Origin of the sequence: Bacillus cereus group sp. RP37 (genome assembly GCF_040459695.1) — a bacterium.
Classification (GTDB): domain Bacteria; phylum Bacillota; class Bacilli; order Bacillales; family Bacillaceae_G; genus Bacillus_A.
Genome location: NZ_JARVHP010000001.1, coordinates 4642501 through 4665898 on the forward strand (window position 1 = coordinate 4642501; position 23398 = coordinate 4665898).

Genomic DNA, 23398 nt, shown 5'->3' on the forward strand with positions numbered 1-23398 from the left:
TTTACCTCTTCCCCCTCCAATCAGTATTTTCACTTCCTAATAAAGCGAACATGCTGATTTTTGGCTTTGTTCCTCCACACAAATTATTAGTTGAACGAATCGGGTGTTTACAGGCAACTCGACTCCAACCGAATTTTGAGGTGAGAGTCTTATCGTCCGGCGAATAGCGAGATAAATAACGAAATTCCTACAAAACATTAACTTAAGATTATTGTTAGAATTTTTTTACATTTAATTAATGAAAAATATCCATTTTTTGTTATATAGTTAAGAAAGGACGTACTCAACTATAAATAAACCAATGGAGGAATTACTTTATGGATAGGTTAACAAAGTTTTCATTAAAAAATCGCGCCGCTGTTATCATCATGGTTTTTCTCGTTTCCATACTCGGCGTTTATTCCGGCTCTAAATTACCTATGGAATTTTTACCAAGCATCGATAATCCAGCAGTCACTGTCACCACCTTATCTCAAGGACTCGACGCTGAAGCGATGACGAAAGAAGTAACTGATCCTCTCGAAAAACAATTTCGCAATTTAGAACATATCGATAGCATCACCTCTTCTACGCACGAGGGATTATCACGCATCGATATCGCGTATACATCCAAAGCAAATATGAAAGACGCAGCACGCGAAGTCGAAAAGGCCATTAATACAATTAAATTACCTAAAGATGCAACGAAACCCGTAGTTAGCCAATTAAATACTTCTATGATTCCACTCGCCCAAATTGCTATCCAGAAGCAAAACGGATTTTCAAAAGCAGATGAAAAACAAATCGAAAAAGAAATCGTACCGCAACTCGAAAGCATTGATGGTGTTGCCAACGTTATGTTTTTCGGAAAATCAGCTTCTGAATTATCTATCGTACTAGACTCAAACCAATTAAAAGATAAAAACGTAACAACAGAGCAAGTATTAAAAGTTTTACAAGGAAAAGAAACTTCCACTCCAGCTGGAGCAATTACCGTTAATAAAGAAGAATATAACCTTCGCGTCATTGGGGATATAAAAAATGTAGATGACATTAAAAACATCACCGTTGCACCTCAAGTAAAGTTGCAAGATGTTGCTCAAATCGAGCTTAAACAACACTACGATACAATCTCGCATATAAATGGAGAAGAAGGAACCGGATTAATCATTATGAAAGAGCCAAGTAAAAATGCGGTTGCAATCGGAAAAGAAATCGATAAAAAAATTAAAGATATAAGTAAACAATATAAAGATCAGTTTTCTATTAAACTTTTAGCCTCAACTCATGAGCAAGTTGAAAATGCTGTTACTAGTATGGGAAAAGAAGTAATACTTGGGGCAATTGCTGCAACTCTAATTATCTTAATCTTTTTGCGTAACTTCCGAACAACACTCATCGCTGTTGTCAGTATCCCATTATCTATTTTATTAACTCTCTTTTTACTCCACCAATCTAACATCACACTTAACACCCTAACGCTTGGTGGTTTAGCTGTTGCAGTTGGACGTCTCGTCGATGATAGCATCGTTGTCATTGAGAATATTTTCCGTCGTTTACAAAAAGAATCTTTCTCTAAAGATATTATTCTCGATGCAACGAAAGAGGTCGCCGTCGCAATTACTTCTTCTACTTTAACAACAGTCGCTGTTTTCTTACCTATCGGCCTCGTATCAGGAGTAATTGGAAAATTAATGTTACCTATGGTATTAGCAGTTGTATATTCCATACTATCATCCTTAATCGTCGCACTAACAGTTGTTCCACTTATGGCTTTTTTACTACTCAAAAAGACAAAACATCGAAAGCCAAATTCTTCACCACGATATGTCGCTACATTAAAGTGGGCTCTTTCGCATAAATTCATTATTCTACTTACTTCTTTTTTATTATTTGCAGGATCGATTGCAGCCTATATATTACTACCGAAAGCGAACATAAAATCTGAAGACGACACAATGTTATCTATTAACATGACATTCCCAGCTGATTACGCTCCTGAAACGCAAAAACAAAAAGCATTCGATTTCGAAAAGAAATTACTTTCTAATTCAGATGTAACGGATGTTATTTTACGAATGGGATCTAGCGCAGAAGATGCACAATGGGGACAAACGACAAAAAATAATCTTGCCAGTATATTTGTAGTCTTCAAGAAAGGCTCTGATATTGATCAATATATTAAAGATTTAAAAAAAGAACATAAAGCTTTTGAGCCCGCTGAACTTGATTACATAAAAACGAGTTATTCAAGCTCTGGTGGCGGCAACAATTTGCAATTTAACGTAACAGCCACTAACGAAACGAATTTAAAAAAGGCTGCTACTATCGTCGAAACAAAACTAAAAGATATGCCTGCTCTCTCTAAAGTAAAAACGAATTTAGAAGACTCTAAGAAAGAATGGCAAATCCATGTTGATCAGACAAAGGCCGAACAACTGGGATTAACACCAGAATTAGCAGCACAACAAGTAGCATTCCTTATGAAGAAATCACCTATTGGTGAAGTTTCAATCAATAATGAAAAAACAACTATTATAATAGAACACAAAAAAGAAAACATTACTAAACAAGAAGACATTTTAAACACTAACATACTATCACCTATCAATGGACCAATTCCTTTAAAAGACATTGCAACCATTTCAGAAAAGCAACTTCAAACAGAAGTCTTCCATAAAGACGGTAAAGAAACGATTCAAATTAATGCCGAGGCCTCAAGTGAAGATTTAAGTAAAGTAAGCACAGAAGTAAACAAAGCGATAACTGATTTAGATTTACCTAGCGGCGCAAAAGTAACTATTGCAGGCGCCACTGAATCTATGCAAGAAAACTTCACGGACCTATTCAAAATTATGGGGATTGCAATCGGGATTGTATATTTAATTATGGTTATCACCTTCGGGCAAGCACGCGCTCCTTTTGCAATTTTGTTCTCCTTGCCATTAGCTGCCGTTGGCGGTATTTTAGGATTAATCATTTCAGGAACACCTGTTGATGTAAATTCCTTGATCGGCGCATTAATGTTAATCGGGATTGTCGTTACAAACGCTATCGTATTAATAGAAAGAGTACAACAAAATCGGGAACACGGAATGGAAACAAGAGAAGCCTTACTAGAAGCTGGATCCACTAGATTACGTCCAATTATTATGACAGCTATAACGACAATCGTCGCTATGCTGCCACTCCTATTTGGCCAATCCCAAGCAGGAAGTATGGTATCAAAAAGTTTGGCAGTCGTTGTCATCGGTGGTTTAGCAGTCTCAACCGTTCTTACATTAGTAGTCGTTCCAGTTATGTATGAACTATTAGATAAAATTGGGAGAAAAAGACGCTCGCGCAGAAAAATAAGCACTTCTACAGAAACACCTGATATTTAAAAAAAAGCGTTATCTTCACGAATGAAGATAACGCTTTTTTCTCTACCTACTCATATAATCCATCATTTTTTCCGCATATTGCTCTAGAGGTTTACTAGAATCCACAATAAGATATTCACTATTTAAAGGTCTTTTACTACCATCTAACCACTTTTTAAAGGCTACTTCCGAATCCACTCTTCCAATCTGACTGACCATACGCTTACGTGTTTGTAGCCTATTATTAATCTCTTCCATATCATTAAGATAACATTCAATATATTTATATTTTACACCGTGTTTATTAGACCGTTTCATTCCTTTTTCAACCATCCCTTCATATAGACATGGACTATCCAATATAACACTATGCTCTTGTTCTAAATAAGAATCAATCAATGACCATTCAACATCGTATGATACTCCGCCAACAATTGTCGATTCAACCCCTTTCATTTCTAATGATTGTAACAATGCCGATTTCAAAACGTCGTGATCTACAATTACAGCACCTGTTAACTTCGCTATATACTTAGAAACTGTCGATTTTCCCGATCCAGGAAAACCTGACATTTGCAGAAAAAACAAATTAACTTCCCCTCTCATCCGTACCTATTCATCTATATAATCAATTACAAATTCAACAATCATTACATCCATTCCTTCTATATTAAAATACAAAAAGAACTCCCTACTTATAAGTAGAGAGTTCCTCTTTATAATTTATGCCGCTTTTACTTTCTTCGTCGTTTTACTTTTTCTTTTCGTTCCTGTAAAACGTTTGTGCAAGATAGATGCTACCAAGCGTGAAATAACGTTGAATAGTAATACCATAATAATTAATACAGCTGCAGATTTTGTCGCAATCAACTTTGCATCCGGAATAACTCCTTCAGAATTTAACTTCCAAATGTGAACCGCTAACGTTTCAGCTGGTCTAAATGGATTTAAAGGATGCGCAGGACTTGAGAAGTCCGCTGCTGAATTTAAAATCGGGGATGTTAAACCCGCTGTATAAATTAACGCTGCCGCTTCACCAAATATACGACCCGCCGCTAAAATAATACCTGTAATAATTTGCGGTAATGACGACGGAATAATAATACGAGCGATTGTTTGCCATTTCGTTGCACCTAATCCAAGACTCGCCTCTTTTACATTATGAGGCACTTCTGAAATCGCATTTTCACAAACACGTGTTAAACCTGGTAAGTTTAAAATCGTTAAAGCAAGGGCACCACCCATTACTGTATATCCCCAACCTGTCATAGTAACGAACACTAGCAAACCGAATAGACCAACAACAATAGATGGTAAAGACGCCATTGTCTCGATACATAAACGAACAAAGTTTAAGAAACGTCCTTGTTTTGCATACTCTGCTAAATATATCCCAGCACCTAATCCAAGAGGAATAGATATAACAAGCGTTATAACAAGCATGTAGAAGGAATTGAATAACTGCGGACCAATCCCACCACCAGCTCTTGTATTACTTGGTTCTCCAAACAAGAAATTAGGATCCCAAAATCCCCATCCCTTTTGCAGAATTTCAAACACTAAGAATACTAGAAGAGCTACAACTAAAGCTGCAACTGCATAAAAGATACCTGTCCAAACTTTATTTACCGTTCTTGCGTTCATTATTATCGCTCACCTCTTTGCCCAATCGCTCGAATTACTAAAATAAACAGGAATGAAATAACAAGTAAAATCATCGCTAAACTCCATAGCGCATTGTTCCAAGCAGTTCCGTTTAATGTATTTGTCATGTCCATTGTCAAAATACCAGTTAACGTTGCTGTCGGACTATATATTCCTTCTGGTAATTTAATTGTGTTTCCAATTACCATTTGAACCGCTAACGCTTCACCAAAAGCACGTGCTAAACCTAAAACAACACCTGTTAAAATCCCTTTTTTCGCAGCAGGAACAATCACTCGGCTAATCGCTTGCCATTTCGTTGATCCTAGACCATAAGAAGCTTCTAAATAATCAAATGGAACAGAGCGTATTGCATCAGAAGCGATACTAGCAATAGTAGGCAAAATCATAATACTTAATACAACGATACCTGCAATTAAACTAAAGCCCACTCCCCCAAACGAATCACGTAATAGCGGCACTAAAATCGTAACCCCTAATAATCCGTATACAACCGAAGGAATACCAACTAATAATTCTAAAACAGGCTTCAATACTTTATTCCCAAACTTCGGCGAAATTAAATTCATGAATATAGCAAGAGCTATAGCAATTGGCGCACTAATAATAACCGCACCTAACGAAACCACTGTTGAACCTACAATGAAAATCAAAGCCCCAAAGGTTCCTTCGTCAGCATTTGGATTCCATTTTGTCGATGTTAACATCTCAGTAAATGAGATACCGCTTTGTGTAAAAGATTGAATACCTTTACCGCAAATAAACGCAATAATAGCTAATGTAATTAAAACAATAAAAATACCACAAAACGTAACAAGCGATCTTCCTATATATTCACTTTTTACGTAATTAATTTGTTTTTTCCCCTTCATCACAGGTCAGACCCCACTTCATAGATTGAAATGAACAGGACTGGCCTTGCAGCCAGCCCCATAAAACTTTCTTATTTATTTAATTTAGACATAGGAATGTAACCCATATCTTCTACTTGCTTTTCAAAATCCTTACCTTTTACATAGTCAATGTAAGCTTTCGTTGCTTCTTTTGCCTCACCTTTTGTTACCATGTACTCGTAAGACCAGAATGGATATTTACCCGACGAAATGTTTTCAACTTTTGGTTCAGCACCATCAATTTTCACTGTTTGTAGCGCACCTTTTTTATCGCCAACCATGTAAGACATCGCTAAATAACTTACTGAACCTGGAGTAGAGTTAATCGCTTGCTCTACTGCACCGTTAGAATCTTGTGTTGTACCAGTTCCATCATTAATTTTCGCTTCTTTCATAACTGTCTTTTCAAACGTAGCACGTGTACCAGATGAAGCCGGACGGTTAATTACGTTGATTTTTTCATCTTTCCCGCCTACCTCTTTCCAGTTTGTTACTTTTCCAGTGAAGATATCTTGTACTTGTTTTACTGTTAAGTTATCAACTTTTACATCTTTATTTACGACAAGTGCGAATGCAATACCCGCTACCTTGTTATCTACTAATTCTTTCGCTTTTTCAGCATCTTTTATTTTATCTCCAGACGGAACATCTGAATTACCAATTTGTACTGCACCCGATGCTACTTGGTTAATCCCAGTTCCACTACCGCCACCTTGAACTTGAATAGAAACTTTCGAATTTTTTTCCATGAATTTCTTTCCAGCTTCCTCCGCAAGAGGTAGAAGAGCCGTAGAACCAGCTGCTGCAATCGTGCCTGATAATTCTTGTTTTGTATTATCGCTTCCTTTAGCACTTTCTTTACTAGCTGTATCTTCCGCTTTCCCACATCCAACCAACGCTCCTGCTACCACTAAAGCCGCTAAAGAAAATTTAATACCTTTTTTCATAACCATGTCTTGTACCCCCATTTGGATTATCACTTTTCGAATTCATTTTCTTTCGAACACAAATTCATTGTAGGACAGCAATATTATGTGAGTGTTAAGCAATCTTTAATTTTAAGTAAATAACGATAATAACCCTTAAAAGCTAGGAATCCCAAGATTTATAGTTAAAGAACCCAACAAAATCCACACTAATTAAGCTGTAATGTAAATTTATTCTTAACAATGTAAACTCAATGTAAATGTTTTTCGCTCTTTTCCCCTTTTAGTTAAAAATACATTTACAAATCCTTTGTATTTTTTAACTTTTACACTCTTACTTCATTTACATTAAATAAAATTTCAGTAATATTTTTTAGTACAACTAAATAAATTGGAACAATTCTAAAAATAAATGAATATTTTTAAAGTACCAATTGACAGCATCATCCAATGTAGTCTACTATATTACTAACAAAAAGTTTACCTAAGGAAACTTTTTAAACTTAAACTAACAATATAGAGATGAGGTAACTTTTATGGTATCGGCTAATACAAAACCACTTTCCGAATTTAAGACAGGAGAGTTTGTACAAATTGAGAAGATACAATTAGAAGGAACTATGAAACGACGTTTATTAGATTTAGGATTTATCCCTGGGGCAACGATTAAAGTATTACAACGCAGTCCACTTGGAGATCCTGTCGCTTATCAAGTAAGCAACACCACTATTGCACTACGCAAGGAAGAAAGTTCCCTTATTTTCGGGGTATTAATAGGAGATGATTTCAGATGAGCAAACATCGCATTGCTTTAGCTGGCAACCCGAATACCGGGAAAAGTACATTATTTAATACTTTAACAGGCTTAAAACAGCATACTGGAAACTGGACGGGAAAAACTGTTTTAAAAGCTGAAGGGGAATATGAACATAACGGAAGTAAATATACATTAATTGATTTACCTGGAACTTACTCACTATATTCAAATTCTGCGGACGAAGAAGTAGCGAGGGATTATATTATATTTGAAAAACCAGAAGTAACTGTAGTTGTTATAGACGCAACTGCTATGGAGAGAAATTTAAATTTAGCACTCCAAGTGATGGAAATGACGAGCAACGTAGTCATTTGTATTAACTTAATTGATGAAGCTGAGAAAAAAGGCATCGTTATTGATGAAAAAAAATTAGCCAAATCACTCGGTGTACCTGTAGTTAAGATTTCTGCTCGTAACCGAGTAGGCATTGGACATTTGCTAAATGTGATCGCTAAAGTAGCAAATAAAAAACTAATTCCAACACCAATTAAAATTTCTTACAGCGAAAAAATCGAAAGCATGATTCAGGAATTAGAACCGCAAATTTATAAAGTGTTCGGTGATGCGTATCCAGCACGTTGGATTGCGTTACGTATATTAGATGGAGATAAAAATTTCTTAACTACACTTCAAAAACACCATAATGAACCACTTGTAAGGGAGGTCGTAATGAATGGAATCTCACTCAGCCAGTAAAGCTCTTCCATTGGACTATATTATTCAACATGCACAAGCACTATCAAAAGACGATATACGAGATGATATTGTCGGAGATATTTATCGAACATCTGCAAGCATATGTAAAGAATCTGTTCAATATACAAATACTGATAAATTGTATCGTTCTGAAAAACTAGATAAAATTTTCACATCTCCAATTTGGGGATTTCCAATTATGCTCGGTATTTTATCTATCATTTTTTATCTTACAATTGCAGGTGCTAACATACCCTCTGATATGATTGCTGAGTTCTTCGGATGGGCCGAAGGGTATTTAACATCTTGGTTCCAGGCAGCACATGCACCCGAATGGTTACATGGCATTTTAATACTCGGCTTATTCCGTGGTATCGGTGCTGTTATTAGCGTTATGTTACCACCTATGGCTATCTTTTTCCCTATGTTCGCACTATTAGAAAACTACGGATACTTACCACGTGTCGCTTTTAATATGGACCGCTTATTCAAACGCTCCGGTGCACACGGCAAACAATCTTTAACAATGGCAATGGGGTTTGGTTGTAATGCAGCCGCTATTATGTCAACACGTATTATTGAATCACCACGTGAACGAATGCTTGCAATTTTAACAAACAACTTCGTTCCTTGTAACGGTCGCTGGCCTATGTTAATTTTAATGGCTTCATTATTTATGGCTGCTGGTTATACAGGTAGTATGCAAACATTAGTTACTGCAGGTGTCGTAGTTGGAATGGTTGTAATTGGTGTTATTATGACATTAACTGTTTCTTGGGTACTATCAAAAACAGCTTTAAAAGGCGTGCCAACTCACTACACTCTTGAGTTACCACCGTACCGTAAGCCAAAGGTTTGGAATACAATTGTGCGTGCAACACTCGATAAATCAGTCTATGTTTTAAAACGAGCTGTTGTTGTAGCTGCACCTGCGGCTGCATTAACTTGGTTACTTGCTAATATTTTCATCGGTGACACGAGCTTACTTATGTATTTTGTAAACTTCCTAGATCCGTTCGCTAAAATGTTAGGACTTGATGGATTTATTTTAGCTGCATTCATTCTTGGACTACCAGCGAATGAAATTGTTATCCCGATTTTATTAATGTCTTACTTATCAACCGGAGCTTTAACTGAAATAGATGATTTTAACCAAATTAAAAATCTATTCTTAGAAAATGGTTGGACTTGGTTAACAGCGTTAAACACAATGTTGTTCTCACTTCTTCATTTCCCATGTGGAACAACACTGGTTAACATATATAAAGAAACAAAAAGTGCAAAATGGACATTCTTATCGTTTGCAATCCCTACCGTTATCGCCATTGTTGTGACATTCCTCTCTACACAATTGGTACATTGGTTAGGGCTTGTATAAAAGCAAAGCATACATAGAAGGTATCCCCCTTCATTTGCTTTGCACGAAAGAAACCTGAATTTATTCAGGTTTCTTTTTTTGTATATCAGTATTCCAAGGTTGTGCTCCATACGTTGTGATTTTTTTATGTATGTAGTATATGGACCCCGGAAGAATTGCCATTAATATTGTGCAACTAATTCCTAATCCAGTAAACACCTTCCATCACCTTACTTTACTCTTTTTGGTAAAGCTGAACCTGAATGCTCAATTGTCGGATGAACATGAACAGTAATCTCAGCATTACTAAAGTAATTTTCACCTTGATCCCAATTCTTATCTATCTTCTTCCATTCTTTATAATTATGCCGCTTATATACTTCCCCTAACTCTAATACATCTACCTTATATTTTTTTTGAACAAGCTTAATCGATTTTTGAATGCGCTTCTCCATTTCCTCCGTGATGTTTTTCTTTAATCGCTTTTCGTTCATAATTTGTTTATGATCACTAAAATGCAACTCAGCCAATGTTCCTTCCAAAAACAAGTGAATATCGAACTTCGGTTTTGTAGCATTTTCTGTAGATACTTTAATCTTTCGACGCATTTTATGAATTTCATATGTAATAAGCTGGTCTTTTTTACGAATGGTAAAGAATCCTCCAATTTTCTTACCTATTATATAATTTATTCCAAATGTTTCTTCTCCATTCAAACTACCTACACACTTATTATCCTTCCCGCGAAACAACGCTGCCCCGTTCATTTGTACCCCTTGCTTTGTTAATTCAAGAATAGGTAATACGAAGCTTCGGTTGGAAATCATCTTTTCCTGAACTTCACCAATTCTTGCAGCCTCAATCATTTGAGCATTTTTCGGAGGATGTTCAGCTAACATATCAATATACTGCGCCGGTAAATTTTCAGGTTTAGCGCTCTGCTTCAAAATAGCTTCTGCATTTTTCTTAGAAACGAACAAACGTATATTTCTTCTCATCTCATGATCACGAATATATACATCTAACGTATTTTGTAAAACATATGGATTCGACAATAAATCTTTAGAGAAAATTATCACTTGTATGTGCGGAAAGAATAGTGAGCGACTAATTTTTTTGGCAATAATTCGTATTTGCTCAAAGACACTATCTGCCTTCGCACTCACATTAATATAATTTTCGCTATCTCCACCACCTTGTCCACCTTGTTGCGACAATTTACTGGGGAGTACCATCTGATACGTCCCTTTCATAATTGGATTCGCTTTCTTTTTTTTCACAATATCATAGGCTGCACCTACTACAAATCCTCTTTCTTCTATTTCTTCTAACTCAGAGCACCCACTTATAGATCCAACTAAAACTATAAGCATTATGATTTTAAGAAGGTGTTTCATTTCTACCATTCCTTCTTTTTATTTTATATACAATAAAAACTAACAAAGGTGCTAACACGACAAAGCCCATATCTATCCAAGCTAAATAAGTTCCGTAATTTGACAAGTCCTTCAAACTACTAGGTATCATATTCAGCATAAAAATAATCGGGGCACTTACGAAAATAAAAATATGTTTCTTCACTTTCGGAAACATAGCACAAAACAATAAAGATGCGACGTCATAATACATTGCTGTCGTGTTATAAATAGTAATAATCCAAGTAGTGAAAAAAATTGCATCAAATCTTTCTAAAAACCCTCCTCCAATTTCAATTTCTTTCCCTAATTCAATTGTTGGATACGTCAATCCACGGGTTGTCATATAAGTAAAAACACTAATACAAGTTACATAAATTAAAATGTATGACAACACGTTTACCATCACCGCTTTTGCAACTGCCATCGGTGCCTTTTTCACTGACTTATCGTTCAACATCACAGCATAAAACAGAGCTACCTCAAATCCGATAAATGTGAAAATAGAGTTTTTAACTCCTACAGCATATTGACTGACGTCCGTTTGAAAAGCTGGTAGTAAATTATTTATCTCCATTAAATTTATATTCAATAAAGAAAGCAGCACTATCGCAATTAAAACTATAGGTAAAAACAAAACGTTTAGCCTTACTAAAGCCGCTCTCGATCCTGCTATTCCATAAATAACAACTAATAGGAAAAAGAAAGACAATAGTTGCACTGGTGTATCACTAAACAAATACGTTTGTGAAATAATTGCAATCATTCGCGATTCATATGCTGTCAAAGCAGCAAACGTTAATACTAAAATGCTACTAATTGTGTATGCAACAGGCTTCGTCAAATGTGCACTCGTATATTGAACAAAGTTTTGTTTTGGGAATAAAATAGCCACCCTCGTTACAAACCACCCTAAAACCGCACAGACTAATCCACCCAAAAGCAAAATAATCCAACCGTCCGAAAATAAAGTTTGCGTAGCAATATCTCGCGGCATAGATAATGCACCTATACCGATAATTGTTGACGATACCGCAAAACCAAGTTCCCGAGATCCAATTTCTTCATCCCCATATTCAAATGGTTTCAATTACTCTCGCTCCTTTGGACGTATTGTAGAATCTTTCGTTTGTAAGTACTCTGGTCTTTCTTTCAACATTGATTTTGGCAAGCGGATCATTTCTTCTTCCCAATCTTTATAAAATGCAGGAGCAATAGGCGTTGTATATGGCACCCCAACACTCTTTAAATTCGTAATATGAATCGCAAGTGCAATAAGAGCTAAAATGATTCCGTACAACCCAAAAGCAGTCGCTGCTAATACAAAGACAAAAAGTAAAATTCGAAACGTAATTGTTATGCTATATACAGGAAGTGAAAATGTAGCAATTGCAGTAACTGCAATAATAATTACTAAAAACGGATTTACAATCCCTGCGTTCACCGCAGCTTCTCCAATTACAAGACCACCTACAATCCCAATTGTTTGCCCCATCGGTTTTGGCAACCTAATTCCCGCTTCTCGTATTAACTCCATCGTTAATGCCATCATTAACGTTTCTATATATGCCGGAAACGGTACCCCTTCTCTCGCTCCCGCAATAGAATAAGCTAGTTTAGATGGAATAAGCCCTTGGTGGTATGAAACTAGCGCTACATACGTCGCTGGTAATAAAACCGCCATAATACCAGAGACCATTCGCAAAATCCTCAATAACGTCCCAATCACCCAGCGCTCGTAATGATCCTCTACAGATTGAAAAATATCAACAAATACTAGCGGAGCTATAAGGGCAAACGGTGATCCGTCCACAAAAATAGCTGCCTTTCCTTTCGCTAACGAGGCCACAATATTATCAGGCCTTTCTGTATTCAAAAACTGCGGAAACGGTGACAAATTATTATCTTGAATTAATTGCTCAATCGTACCCGTCTCAAAAACGACATCTGTCTCTATTGATTGAAGACGCCGATCTAGCTCTTTCACAATATAAGGGTTAATAATATCTTCTATATATACTAAGGTTACTTCTTTCTGCGATCGCTTCCCCATAATATAAGATTGGAACCTCAACTTTGGATCGCGCAAACCACGTCGGATTAACATTTTATTCACATTAATATCTTCATTTAATCCAATCCTCGGTCCACGTATTAAGTCTTCTGTTACTGGCGGTTCTAAACTTCTTTTTTCCCAAGCTCTACTATTAATCACAATAGCGGTTTGAATATTATCAATTAATATAACTGTATCTCCTGCTAAAATCGCATTTATAATATCCGGAAACGTTGTCTTCTTACCAACTTCTGCAATAGAAATAAAACGATCCAATAACGTTTGAACAACAGCCTCTTCTTTTTGTACTTCTTCATATTGAAGTGTATGAACTACATATTTATAAACATTATCCTTATCTGTTAACCCACATAAAAAAATAACAGCACAGCGTGTAAAACTACCAGCGAGGGCAACTTCCCTAATTGTTAAATCATTAGGCGAACCTAACTCATCCCTAATTTCTTTCATAACTTCAAATAAGTTACCTTTTAACTCTAACAAGTCCCCCACCTAACTTCCTTTTCAACAAGTTTTTAGTTAGATTTCGCTAATAGAAGAAAATATATACAAAAAAGAGCTATCTCTTTTTAAAGATAGCTCTAGCACACGGATTACTTTTCTACTATTATATTGTCTGCTTTTATAGACACATTTTTCGTAAATCCACTAACGATAAACATCACAATCATATTCATTAACAATGCGACTATTCCTACATTTAAATCTTTTATATATTGAGGGAAATCAGGAAACATCGTAGCTATAGTTGAACCAGATAAAGTAATATATGCGACCACTAACAACCCGATCCCCATTCCTGCAATTGCACCTTGCTTCGTAATAACTTGACGTGGAAACAAACTACATACAAGTGCAGGGAAAAGTTGTGTCACTATACTGTATCCCATTAAAAGAAGAGCTCCTATTGTTTCTCCTCCTTTAAATGTAAACAATACTGCAACAAGTGTTACTACAGGCACAAATAATTTTGCTGCTTTAGTAACTTGTCTATCTGAAGCAGACGGGACCATTGTTCGGTAAATATTTTTCGCTAACAACGTAGATGCCGCCATAACAAGCATGGAACCTGGAACTAATGCTGTTAATACTCCCGCACTACCAATAATACCAATAAACCAAGGATCAAAAGTTTGAAGAGCCAGACGGAATAACGAAAGGTCTACATCCCCTCCCTTTAATCCAGGAACTTGCAGTATAGCTGCAAACCCTGCAAAGAACACGAAAAGTAAAACTAAAGAATACAGTGGCATAATGGCCGCATTTTTACGAAATACTTTTTCATTTTTTGCCGAGAAAGCAGAAGCGAATGTATGGGGCCACATATAGAAACCGAGAGCTGTTAATACAATAGTAGAAACAAACCAAGAAATGCTCATTCCTTCATCAGGTAAAGATAAAAATCCTAGTTTTGCTGCTTCTACAGCTTCAAACATCGGCTGAAATCCTCCGTAATAATGGTACGGTAAATATATACCCAAAAACATAACGATAAACAGTATCATCATATCCTTCAAAGCGGCCGTCCAAGCAGAGCCGTGTATACCTGAAACCATTACATATATCGTTATAACAATTGCGCCAATCCACACTGCGATAACTGGTGACACCCTTCCGTACGACGCTTCCGAAACAATAATCCCTAATCCTTTTAACTGTAAAACGAGGTAGGGGATAATCGAAATAACTCCAATGATAGAAACGATAATGCCAAGTGTCTGACTCCTATATTTCTTCACAAAAAAATCTGGCTGCGAAACAAGATTATGCTCTTTCGCATACTTCCAAATTGGCGGCAATAAAAAGTAAGATAAAATATAAGCTAATGCACCATAACCTAAAATATAGAAAGTAGGTGCTCCTTTACTATACGCCCATCCACTTCCACCTAAAAATGTAAACGTCGTATAAATTTCACCTGCCATAAGAAGAAAAACAAAAATAGTGCCAAATCCTCTTCCTCCAACTGACCATTGCTCTAAATTCATATCTTTTCCATGTTGTGCTCGAATTCCTAAAAATAGTGCGAGAAACAAAAATAAAATAATGATAAGTAATGCGGTCATTTTACATCCCCCTTATTAGCAGGATCAAATACGTACACAATCCCCATACAAAGAGACGTAATGAGCACTGATAATAATACCCAAAATAATAAAAATGGCATCCCTAATATGTAAGGAGTAACTGAATTAGCAAATACGGGTCCAACAACTAAACAAAAAACTGGAATAAGCGCTAATACGTGTATTTTCTTCATCTCATTCTCCTTTACTTATGAAATTCATAATCGATGATACAAAGACTTCCACGCCAATCGGTAATGCATCTTCATCAATCGTAAAACGAGGGTGATGGTGAGGATATATAATTCCTTTCTCTTTATTTCCTGCTCCGATAAAAAAGAATGTCCCTGGCGCCTTTTGTAAAAACGCTGAAAAATCTTCTCCAGCCATCGTCGGCTGTAAACGAGTAACTCGTTCCCTTCCATAAAGCTGTAATGCTGTTTGCTCAATAATCTCTGTAACTTCATAATCATTTACTACTGGACGATATCCATATTCATAAGAAAACGTATATTTCGCTCCGTAAGCTTCTGTCACGTGCTTTACAATCTGTTCAATCCTTTTCACTGTTTCTTCTCGCAACTCATGTCTTAAACTCCGCACTGTCCCTTCAATCTCCGCTTGTTCTGGAATCACATTATGGGTTGTCCCAGCATGAAATTGCGTAACAGATACTACAAGGGAGTCCAACGGATTCGTGAGGCGAGATACAATTTGCTGCATTTGTGCAACAACTTGTGTGCCGATTGCAATACTATCAACCGTTTCATGAGGGATTCCAGCATGTCCACCTTTTCCTTCTATCGTAATTTTAAAAACATCTGGGGCAGCCATTGCAGGACCATAAATTACACCTACTTTCCCAACCTCTAACGACGCCCAAAGGTGAGCACCAATAATATAATCCACACCTTCCATTACACCTGCTGCGACCATTTCCTCTGCACCACCAGGAAAGTTTTCTTCAGCATGTTGGAATAGAAAACGAATCTCCCCTTTAATCTTTTCTCTTTCTTCTACTAACTTATGTACAACCCCAAGTAATATCGCTATATGTCCATCATGACCACATGCATGCATCACACCTGGGTATGTAGAAATAAAATCAAACTCATTTTCTTCATGAATAGGAAGAGCATCCATATCAGCTCGAACCGCAACTATTTTACCAGGTTGCTTACCAATCAACCTTGCCATTACACTATATTTAGTAGGTCTTGATACTTCTAAACATGGGATTTTCCGAAGTATATCGAATACAAACTGTGATGTTTTTTCTTCTTGAAAAGATAACTCTGGATATTTATGAAAATGCCTTCTCCACTCAATTAATTGATTTTTCGATAAAACCAGTTCCTTCGCAACATCCATTTCTCTTCTCCCCTTCTTCACCAAGTTAAATGTTATTATAACGTGAATTGTTAACTTTTAAAAGAATCTTCTGAATTTTCCGTTATAATAACTTAAAAATAAAAAGCCATCAAAAAGATGGCTTTTTCATTATTATAAAATAGTAATCGCTTGTTTCCCCATTTGCTCCCACGCCTTCTCAAACTCTGCTCGTGGAACAGCGAAACGTGGATTATTTTTTAGAGGATCATTTACATATACAAAGTTTTGATCGTATCCAACCACTACTACACTATGCTCAAAATATGTAATTTTCACTTCACCAGAACTTGTATTCCATGTTTCAAAACTACTTTCAGCTAGCGGCTTAAACGTTGTATTAATAATAACCCATACTGGAGAACCAGAACTAATTACCTTATATAGATCTTTCACGTCTCTATCTGTTAAATTAATTACTTTTTCAGGAACATATTTTTCTGCTAAATTAAAGATTGGTTTATTGTATACACCATATCCTGGTTCAGCTTTCGTATAAATATTTCCAACGAATCCCTCATAAGGATTTCCACGCAAACCATTTTGTTCAAATGGAACACGATGAATTTCACTAGCAAGTTGCATCTTATCTACTTGCACACCTTTATATTGTAACAACATAGCTAAGCTTGTCACTTCACATCCACGAGGTAATTCTGGTAACTGATTTATAAACGGAACATTTTCAATCATAGCCGCTTCTTTCATTTCAGATAGAAAGTCTAAGCGTAGCACTTGTGCCTTTTGTATAATCTTATCTTTCCCTATAAAAAACGCGGCAGCAAATATAATTCCAAAAACAAAAAGATATTTTAACTTTTTCATTTTAAACAAAACTCCATTAATTATTATTTTACAGACATACCTCCTATCATTGTACCTTTCTTCTTACTAGTTTGCTAGAAAGATTCTGTGAATTATTGTTCACACTTTTATCGTTTTAAAATTCTAATTATTTTTAATAAAAAGAAAAAACAATATACTTTTCTGAATTATTTTGCTAAAATCAAAATAATTAACATGGTGAAGATATTACCTTGTTAATAAACATTCTTAGAGTATTTAGTCATAGTTCGTATTTTTACATACTCCATTCGTTTCATAATAAATAAGCCGAGTATGTGTCACATCCCCCACTAATGATTAAAAACTCGGAATGAAAAGCTGTCTATACATACAAGAAAATAACGGGGTGAGGGCATATGAATCAACAAGTAGAACAAACAGATTTAAAACGAACAATGAAAAGTAGACACCTATTTATGATTGCACTTGGTGGTGTTATCGGAACCGGCCTATTTATGGGCTCTGGTCAAATCGTCCATAACGCTGGTCCTGGTGGTGCTATTCTTGCATTTTTAGTCGGTGGATTTGTTATGTATTTAACGATGTTATGTCTTGGTGAATTATCTGTTGCTATGCCAGAAGCAGGTTCATTCCAAAGCTATGCAAGCAAATTTATTTCACCTGGTTTTGGGTTTGTTGTCGGTTGGATGTATTGGTTAAATTGGGCGGTTACAGTTGGAGTAGAGTTAACAACTGTAAGTATTTTAATGAAACGCTGGTTTCCAGACGTTTCTTCGTGGATTTGGTGTGTTACATTTGCAGCAGCACTCTTCCTTGTAAACGCTTTATCAGCAAAAGCATATGCAGAAGCAGAATTTTGGTTCGCAAGTGTAAAAGTCGCAACTATTGTTGTTTTCATCGTACTCGGTGGTGCAGTTATGTTCGGTCTACTAGACTTTAACGGAAAACCAGCTCCAATGCTTCACAATTTCACTGAAAATGGCGGATTATTTCCAAATGGTGCATTAGCTGTTCTTCTTACGATGATTACAGTAAATTACTCCTTCCAAGGAACAGAATTAATCGGAATTGCTTCGGGAGAAAGTGAAAATCCCGAAAAAACAATCCCTAAAGCAATCAAAAATACCATTTGGCGAACTCTCTTCTTCTTCGTCCTAGCAATATCAGTTGTTGTAGGTTTACTCCCGTGGCAAGAAGCTAATCTAGTCGAAAGTCCATTTGTACTTGTATTTGATGTGGCTGGTGTTCCATATGCAGCAGACATTATGAACTTTGTTATTATTACAGCGGTATTATCCGTAGCCAACTCTGGCCTATATGCAAATTCTCGTATGCTTTGGGCGATGGCAAAACAAGGAATGGCAAGTCCAGCTTTTACGAAGTTAACTAAAAAAGGTGTGCCACTAAACGCATTAATTTTCAGTCTGATCTTTGCAAGTTTGTCTCTATTAACAAGTATATTTGCGGCAGATACTGTCTTTTTAGTTTTAACATCTATTGCAGCTATGGCCGCTGTCGTAGTTTGGATGTCAATCGCAGCTTCGCAGTTTTTCTTCCGTAGAAACTTCTTAAAAAACGGCGGGGACATTAATGATTTAAAATATCGCACACCACTTTATCCAATAGTTCCAATCGTAGCATTCTCACTCAATTTCATTACATTTGTTAGTTTAGCTTTCATTCCAGATCAGAGAATCGCTCTTTATTGCGGTATTCCATTTATGATCATTTGTTACATTTTATATCAAGTTAAATATAAAAAAATTGTCACACTTGAACAACAAATAAATATAAAACAAGAAATAAACTAAATATACAAAATATTCAGCTATCTTCCTTATAATAAGATAGCTTTTTTCTATTTATTGGATATCTTGGTATAACTTTATTTATCTTAAAATTTTCACAATCACGTTTTTCATTGGAAAATAGTTTACAATGTTATCAAGTTACAAATGATATTCACCTTAAAAAGTGTGCATTTGTGTCTATTTTTTAACAATATCGCAAAAACTATTGCCATCTATAAATTAATAGGTTTATATTGTTTTATTGGCATAGTTTCAATCCAAGGAGAAAGGAGATTTTCAATCGTGCAACTAAAGAAAACGTTTTGGAAGCTGGCTTCGCTTCTTCCGTTATCATTACTTCTGTTCCTAGGCGGCTGTGATAAGAAACTCGCAGTATTAAATCCGCAAGGACCTGTTGCAAAAGCACAGTATGATTTAATTGTTTGGTCATTCTTGCTTATGTCATTAATTATCGCAATTGTATTCATCTTGTTTACAGTCATCTTGATTCGTTATCGTGAAAAACCAGAGAATATGGACTACGAGCCACCTGAACAACACGGTAACACATTATTAGAAATTATTTGGACGCTTGTTCCTGTTATTATCGTTATCGCATTATCGATCCCAACAGTAAAAGCAACTTATGCTTCGGAAGAGGTTCCGAAAGAGTCCAAACATATTAAACCAGTTGAAATTTATGTTACATCTGCAAACTGGAAATGGTTATTCAGTTACCCAGAGGAAAAAATTGAAACCGTTAACTATTTAAACATCCCAGCTGGTGTACCAATTCAATTCAAACTGACTTCTGTCGGCCCAATGAATGCTTTCTGGGTACCAGAACTTGGTGGTATGAAGTACACAATGGATGGCATGATTATGGATCTTTATTTACAAGCTGATAAGCCAGGTTCTTACCTAGGCCGTAGCGCGAACTTCTCTGGTGAAGGATTCACTCACATGGAGTTCGAAGTTGAAGCAAAAACTAAAGAGAAATATGACAAGTGGGTTAAAGAAGTACAACAAACTGCTCCTAAACTAACAGAAGATAAGTACAACGAAATTGTTAAACCTGGTGTAGTTGGTCGTATGACATTCTCTAGTCACCACTTAAGTTATGTAGATCCAAAATCACTTGAATATTGTGATTACAACTACTACAAAAACAAAAAAAAATAATAGCTATAATTCCAACAGATTGGAGTGAACACAGTGAAGCTTGATGAATTCTTTGTCACAGGTGACCCGATTATTTACGGTGCAGACGCTTCTATCGTTCTTGTGACATTAGCAATCATTTTCGTACTAACAAAGTATAAAAAATGGAAATGGCTTTGGGACGAATGGTTAACAACTGTTGACCATAAAAAAATCGGCGCCATGTATATTATTTCTGCGGTTATCATGTTATTCCGTGGTGGTATGGATGGTTTAATGATCCGTGCACAGTTAACATTCCCAGAAACAACTTATTTAAACGCTGAACACTATAACGGAATCTTCACAACACATGGTACAGTAATGATTCTTTTCATGGCAATGCCATTCGTTATGGGATTAATGAACCTTGTAGTACCATTACAAATTGGTGCTCGTGACGTTGCATATCCGTTCTTAAATGCTTTAAGTTTCTGGTTATTCTTTGTCGGAGCAATGTTATTCAACATCGCTTTCGTAATCGGTGGTTCTCCAGACGCTGGGTGGACTTCTTACTTCCCAATGGCAGGTACAGAGTTTACTTCTGGTGTAGGAAATAACTACTACGCAATTGCATTACAGATTTCAGGTCTCGGTACGCTAATGACCGGTATTAACTTCCTTGTTACTATCTTAAAAATGCGTACACCTGGTATGACTTTAATGAGAATGCCAATGTTTACTTGGTCAATCTTAATTACAACAGTTATCATTATTTTCGCTTTCCCAGTATTAACAGTTGCTCTTGCATTAATGACATTTGACCGTCTATTCGATGCTCACTTCTTTACGATGGCGAGCGGCGGTATGCCGATGTTATGGGCCAACCTGTTCTGGGTATGGGGTCACCCTGAAGTATATATCGTTATTTTACCGGCATTCGGTATTTTCTCTGAAATCATTAGTACATTCTCACGTAAACGTTTATTCGGTTACAGTGCGATGGTATACTCAATGGTTGCAATTTCTTTACTGAGTTTCGTCGTATGGCTTCACCACTTCTTCACGATGGGTGCAGGTCCAGCGGTTAACTCATTCTTCTCGATTTCGACAATGGCGATTTCGATTCCAACCGGGGTTAAGATCTTTAACTGGTTGTTTACACTGTATAAAGGACGTATTCGTTTTACAGTTCCAATGCTTTGGTCATTGGCATTTATTCCAAACTTCGTAGTCGGTGGGGTTACAGGGGTTATGCTTGGAATGGCAGCAGCTGATTATCAATACCATAACAGCTACTTCCTAATCGCTCACTTCCACTACGTATTAATTGCAGGTACAGTATTCGCTATGCTTGCTGGATTCACATTCTGGTATCCAAAAATGACTGGTCATATGTTAAATGAACGCCTAGGTAAATGGACATTCTGGATCTTTATGAGCGGATTCAACATCTGTTTCTTCCCAATGTACTTCTTAGGTTTAGACGGTATGACTCGTCGTATGTACACTTACTCTGAAAGTCTTGGATGGGGATGGCTAAACCAAATCGCATCTGTTGGTGCGGTAATGATGGGTATTGGCTTCCTACTTCTTTGCTACAACGTAATTTGGAGTGCACGTCACGGTGAACGTGACACAACTGGAGATCCATGGGATGGCCGTACACTTGAATGGGCAACTCAATCTCCTGTACAACATTACAACTTCGCGAAGCTTCCTGAAATTAAAGAAGCTGATGCTTTCTGGTACATGAAAAAACGCGGAGAAACAGTTACACCAGCAGCAGAAGATTTAAAACCAATTCACATGCCAAGTAACTCTGGTGTGCCTATTATTGCGTCTTTATTCTTCGGTCTTGCAGGTTTCGCATTAGTATTTAGCTGGTTCTGGCTTGCAGCAATCGGCGGCGTTGGTATTTTAGCTTGCTTAATCTATCGTTCATTCGATTATGACGATGGTTACTACGTAAGTGTTGATGAAATTAAAGAAACAGAACATATAGCATGAGAGGTGAAATGACATGGCGGCTTTAGATAAAAGCTTACCTTTGGAATATCAATCCGAACAAAGCAGATTGAATATCCTAGGATTCTGGATTTTTCTTGGGGCTGAAATTATGCTGTTCGCAACACTTTTCGCCTCTTATCTAGTCCTTGCTGGTCGTACGGCAGATGGCCCAACTCCAGCGCAACTGTTTGAACTTAAAACGCTTTTAATTCAAACATTACTACTTTTAACAAGTAGTTTCACATGTGGTATCGTAATTCACGAAATGCGTAAGCACAACCAAAAAGCAATGCTTGGATGGTTCATCCTTACATTACTTTTAGGTGCAGGTTTCCTATTCTTTGAAATCGAAGAGTTCATTATGTACATCGGTGAAGGCGCAACAATTCAAACAAGTGCTTTCCTATCTGCATTCTTCGTTCTTCTTGGAACGCACGGAGCCCACGTAACAGGCGGTATCATTTGGGCAACTTGTGTTATTATCCAAATTTTAAAACGAGGTTTAACACCAGTTACAGCTCGTAAAGTATTCATTATCAGCTTATACTGGCATTTCCTTGATCTTGTTTGGGTCTTTATTTACACACTAGTTTACTTGAACGGGATGGTGGCGTAAATGGGTCAAAATAACAACCAAGCAAACGGGCATGCGCATAGCGGATTCCCTTGGTCACACGTTTTCGGATTTATTTTATCGCTTGCACTAACGTTCCTAGCGCTATACGTGGCACTTTACACAAGCCTGCCACTTTCAACGATCTTAACAACTATTATCGTAATGGCTGTTGCGCAAGCGTTGTTACAATTAATCATGTTCATGCACTTAAAAGAAGGAGAAGGAAGAGTTCAAATTCTTACAATGATATACAGTTTCTTCGTTGCAACTGCAACAGTTGGTTTAACTGTATGGATCTTCTTCTCAATGTAATGTACATGAAAAGACTGCTGAGATTCCTCAGCAGTCTTTTTTTATCCCCATTAACGAGCAGTAAGACCCCCACGGATTAAA

20 protein-coding genes are annotated in these 23398 nt (G+C 36.6%); 9 read left to right on the plus strand and 11 right to left on the minus strand.

Annotated elements, in window-relative coordinates:
- Positions 1 to 317: 317 nt before the first annotated feature.
- Positions 318 to 3362: an efflux RND transporter permease subunit gene (locus tag QCI44_RS24630; protein ID WP_353811486.1), complete on the plus strand. Its 3045-nt coding sequence runs from the start codon at positions 318 to 320 to the stop codon at positions 3360 to 3362.
- A gap of 42 nt (positions 3363 to 3404) precedes the next feature.
- Here the strand turns inward: QCI44_RS24630 and QCI44_RS24635 are convergent, their stop codons facing one another.
- The 4 genes from QCI44_RS24635 to QCI44_RS24650 all read right to left on the minus strand — a co-directional run bounded on the left by QCI44_RS24635 (position 3405) and on the right by QCI44_RS24650 (position 6852).
- Positions 3405 to 3929, minus strand: a complete 525-nt coding sequence (locus tag QCI44_RS24635) for a P-loop nucleotide/nucleoside kinase family protein (protein ID WP_353811487.1) — start codon at positions 3927 to 3929, stop codon at positions 3405 to 3407.
- 135 nt (positions 3930 to 4064) lie between these two features.
- On the minus strand, positions 4065 to 4985 hold the full coding sequence (gene pstA, locus QCI44_RS24640; protein ID WP_000994145.1) for a phosphate ABC transporter permease PstA: 921 nt from the start codon (positions 4983 to 4985) through the stop codon (positions 4065 to 4067).
- Positions 4986 to 4987: 2 nt separating this feature from the next.
- Positions 4988 to 5878, minus strand: coding sequence for a phosphate ABC transporter permease subunit PstC (gene pstC, locus QCI44_RS24645; protein ID WP_000676673.1), 891 nt, complete (start codon positions 5876 to 5878; stop codon positions 4988 to 4990).
- Between the two features lie 71 nt (positions 5879 to 5949).
- Positions 5950 to 6852: a phosphate ABC transporter substrate-binding protein PstS family protein gene (locus QCI44_RS24650; protein WP_000245104.1), complete on the minus strand. Its 903-nt coding sequence runs from the start codon at positions 6850 to 6852 to the stop codon at positions 5950 to 5952.
- A 509-nt stretch (positions 6853 to 7361) separates the two neighbouring features.
- Here QCI44_RS24650 and QCI44_RS24655 point away from each other — a divergent pair.
- The 3 genes from QCI44_RS24655 to QCI44_RS24665 are packed head-to-tail and all read left to right on the plus strand — an operon-like array spanning position 7362 to position 9716.
- Positions 7362 to 7619 carry a FeoA family protein gene (locus tag QCI44_RS24655; protein WP_000252989.1) on the plus strand — a complete coding sequence of 86 codons (258 nt, stop codon included), beginning with the start codon at positions 7362 to 7364 and terminating at the stop codon, positions 7617 to 7619.
- Positions 7616 to 8338, plus strand: a complete 723-nt coding sequence (locus QCI44_RS24660; RefSeq protein ID WP_016133640.1) for a FeoB small GTPase domain-containing protein — start codon at positions 7616 to 7618, stop codon at positions 8336 to 8338. The genes QCI44_RS24655 and QCI44_RS24660 overlap by 4 nt, the downstream gene beginning before the upstream one ends.
- Complete coding sequence (locus QCI44_RS24665) at positions 8316 to 9716, plus strand: nucleoside recognition domain-containing protein (protein ID WP_353811488.1); 1401 nt, start codon at positions 8316 to 8318, stop codon at positions 9714 to 9716. Before QCI44_RS24660 ends, QCI44_RS24665 begins: the two co-directional genes overlap by 23 nt.
- 209 nt (positions 9717 to 9925) lie before the next feature.
- Here QCI44_RS24665 and QCI44_RS24670 read toward each other — a convergent pair whose 3' ends face one another.
- The 7 genes from QCI44_RS24670 to QCI44_RS24700 all read right to left on the minus strand — a co-directional run bounded on the left by QCI44_RS24670 (position 9926) and on the right by QCI44_RS24700 (position 17467).
- Entirely contained in the window at positions 9926 to 11092 is a 1167-nt protein-coding gene (locus QCI44_RS24670; RefSeq protein WP_000681621.1) for a Ger(x)C family spore germination protein, read from the minus strand.
- Positions 11076 to 12200 (minus strand): spore germination protein GerLB, encoded by a 1125-nt coding sequence (gene gerLB, locus QCI44_RS24675; RefSeq protein WP_000802033.1) that lies wholly within the window; start codon positions 12198 to 12200, stop codon positions 11076 to 11078. The genes QCI44_RS24670 and gerLB overlap by 17 nt, the downstream gene beginning before the upstream one ends.
- Positions 12201 to 13679: a spore germination protein GerLA gene (gerLA, locus tag QCI44_RS24680; protein WP_353811489.1), complete on the minus strand. Its 1479-nt coding sequence runs from the start codon at positions 13677 to 13679 to the stop codon at positions 12201 to 12203.
- A 101-nt stretch (positions 13680 to 13780) separates the two neighbouring features.
- The gene (locus tag QCI44_RS24685; RefSeq protein WP_353811490.1) at positions 13781 to 15253 is read right to left on the minus strand and encodes a sodium:solute symporter family protein; all 1473 of its coding nucleotides are present in this window, start codon (positions 15251 to 15253) and stop codon (positions 13781 to 13783) included.
- The gene (locus tag QCI44_RS24690; protein WP_000719859.1) at positions 15250 to 15447 is read right to left on the minus strand and encodes a DUF3311 domain-containing protein; all 198 of its coding nucleotides are present in this window, start codon (positions 15445 to 15447) and stop codon (positions 15250 to 15252) included. Before QCI44_RS24690 ends, QCI44_RS24685 begins: the two co-directional genes overlap by 4 nt.
- A 1-nt stretch (position 15448) precedes the next feature.
- Positions 15449 to 16624 (minus strand): amidohydrolase, encoded by a 1176-nt coding sequence (locus tag QCI44_RS24695; protein ID WP_000382107.1) that lies wholly within the window; start codon positions 16622 to 16624, stop codon positions 15449 to 15451.
- A gap of 132 nt (positions 16625 to 16756) precedes the next feature.
- Positions 16757 to 17467, minus strand: a complete 711-nt coding sequence (locus tag QCI44_RS24700; RefSeq protein ID WP_002108792.1) for a C39 family peptidase — start codon at positions 17465 to 17467, stop codon at positions 16757 to 16759.
- Between the two features lie 377 nt (positions 17468 to 17844).
- On the opposite strand from QCI44_RS24700, the gene QCI44_RS24705 reads away from it, so the two are divergent.
- The 5 genes from QCI44_RS24705 to qoxD all read left to right on the plus strand — a co-directional run bounded on the left by QCI44_RS24705 (position 17845) and on the right by qoxD (position 23317).
- Entirely contained in the window at positions 17845 to 19260 is a 1416-nt protein-coding gene (locus QCI44_RS24705) for an amino acid permease (RefSeq protein WP_001076075.1), read from the plus strand.
- A 282-nt stretch (positions 19261 to 19542) separates the two neighbouring features.
- Positions 19543 to 20421, plus strand: a complete 879-nt coding sequence (locus QCI44_RS24710) for a cytochrome aa3 quinol oxidase subunit II (RefSeq protein ID WP_001176182.1) — start codon at positions 19543 to 19545, stop codon at positions 20419 to 20421.
- Between the two features lie 33 nt (positions 20422 to 20454).
- On the plus strand, positions 20455 to 22389 hold the full coding sequence (gene qoxB, locus QCI44_RS24715; protein ID WP_016089270.1) for a cytochrome aa3 quinol oxidase subunit I: 1935 nt from the start codon (positions 20455 to 20457) through the stop codon (positions 22387 to 22389).
- A gap of 13 nt (positions 22390 to 22402) precedes the next feature.
- Positions 22403 to 23005: a cytochrome aa3 quinol oxidase subunit III gene (gene qoxC, locus QCI44_RS24720; protein WP_000729314.1), complete on the plus strand. Its 603-nt coding sequence runs from the start codon at positions 22403 to 22405 to the stop codon at positions 23003 to 23005.
- Positions 23006 to 23317: a cytochrome aa3 quinol oxidase subunit IV gene (gene qoxD / locus QCI44_RS24725; RefSeq protein WP_000531383.1), complete on the plus strand. Its 312-nt coding sequence runs from the start codon at positions 23006 to 23008 to the stop codon at positions 23315 to 23317. It begins immediately after the preceding gene.
- Positions 23318 to 23398: the final 81 nt, after the last annotated feature.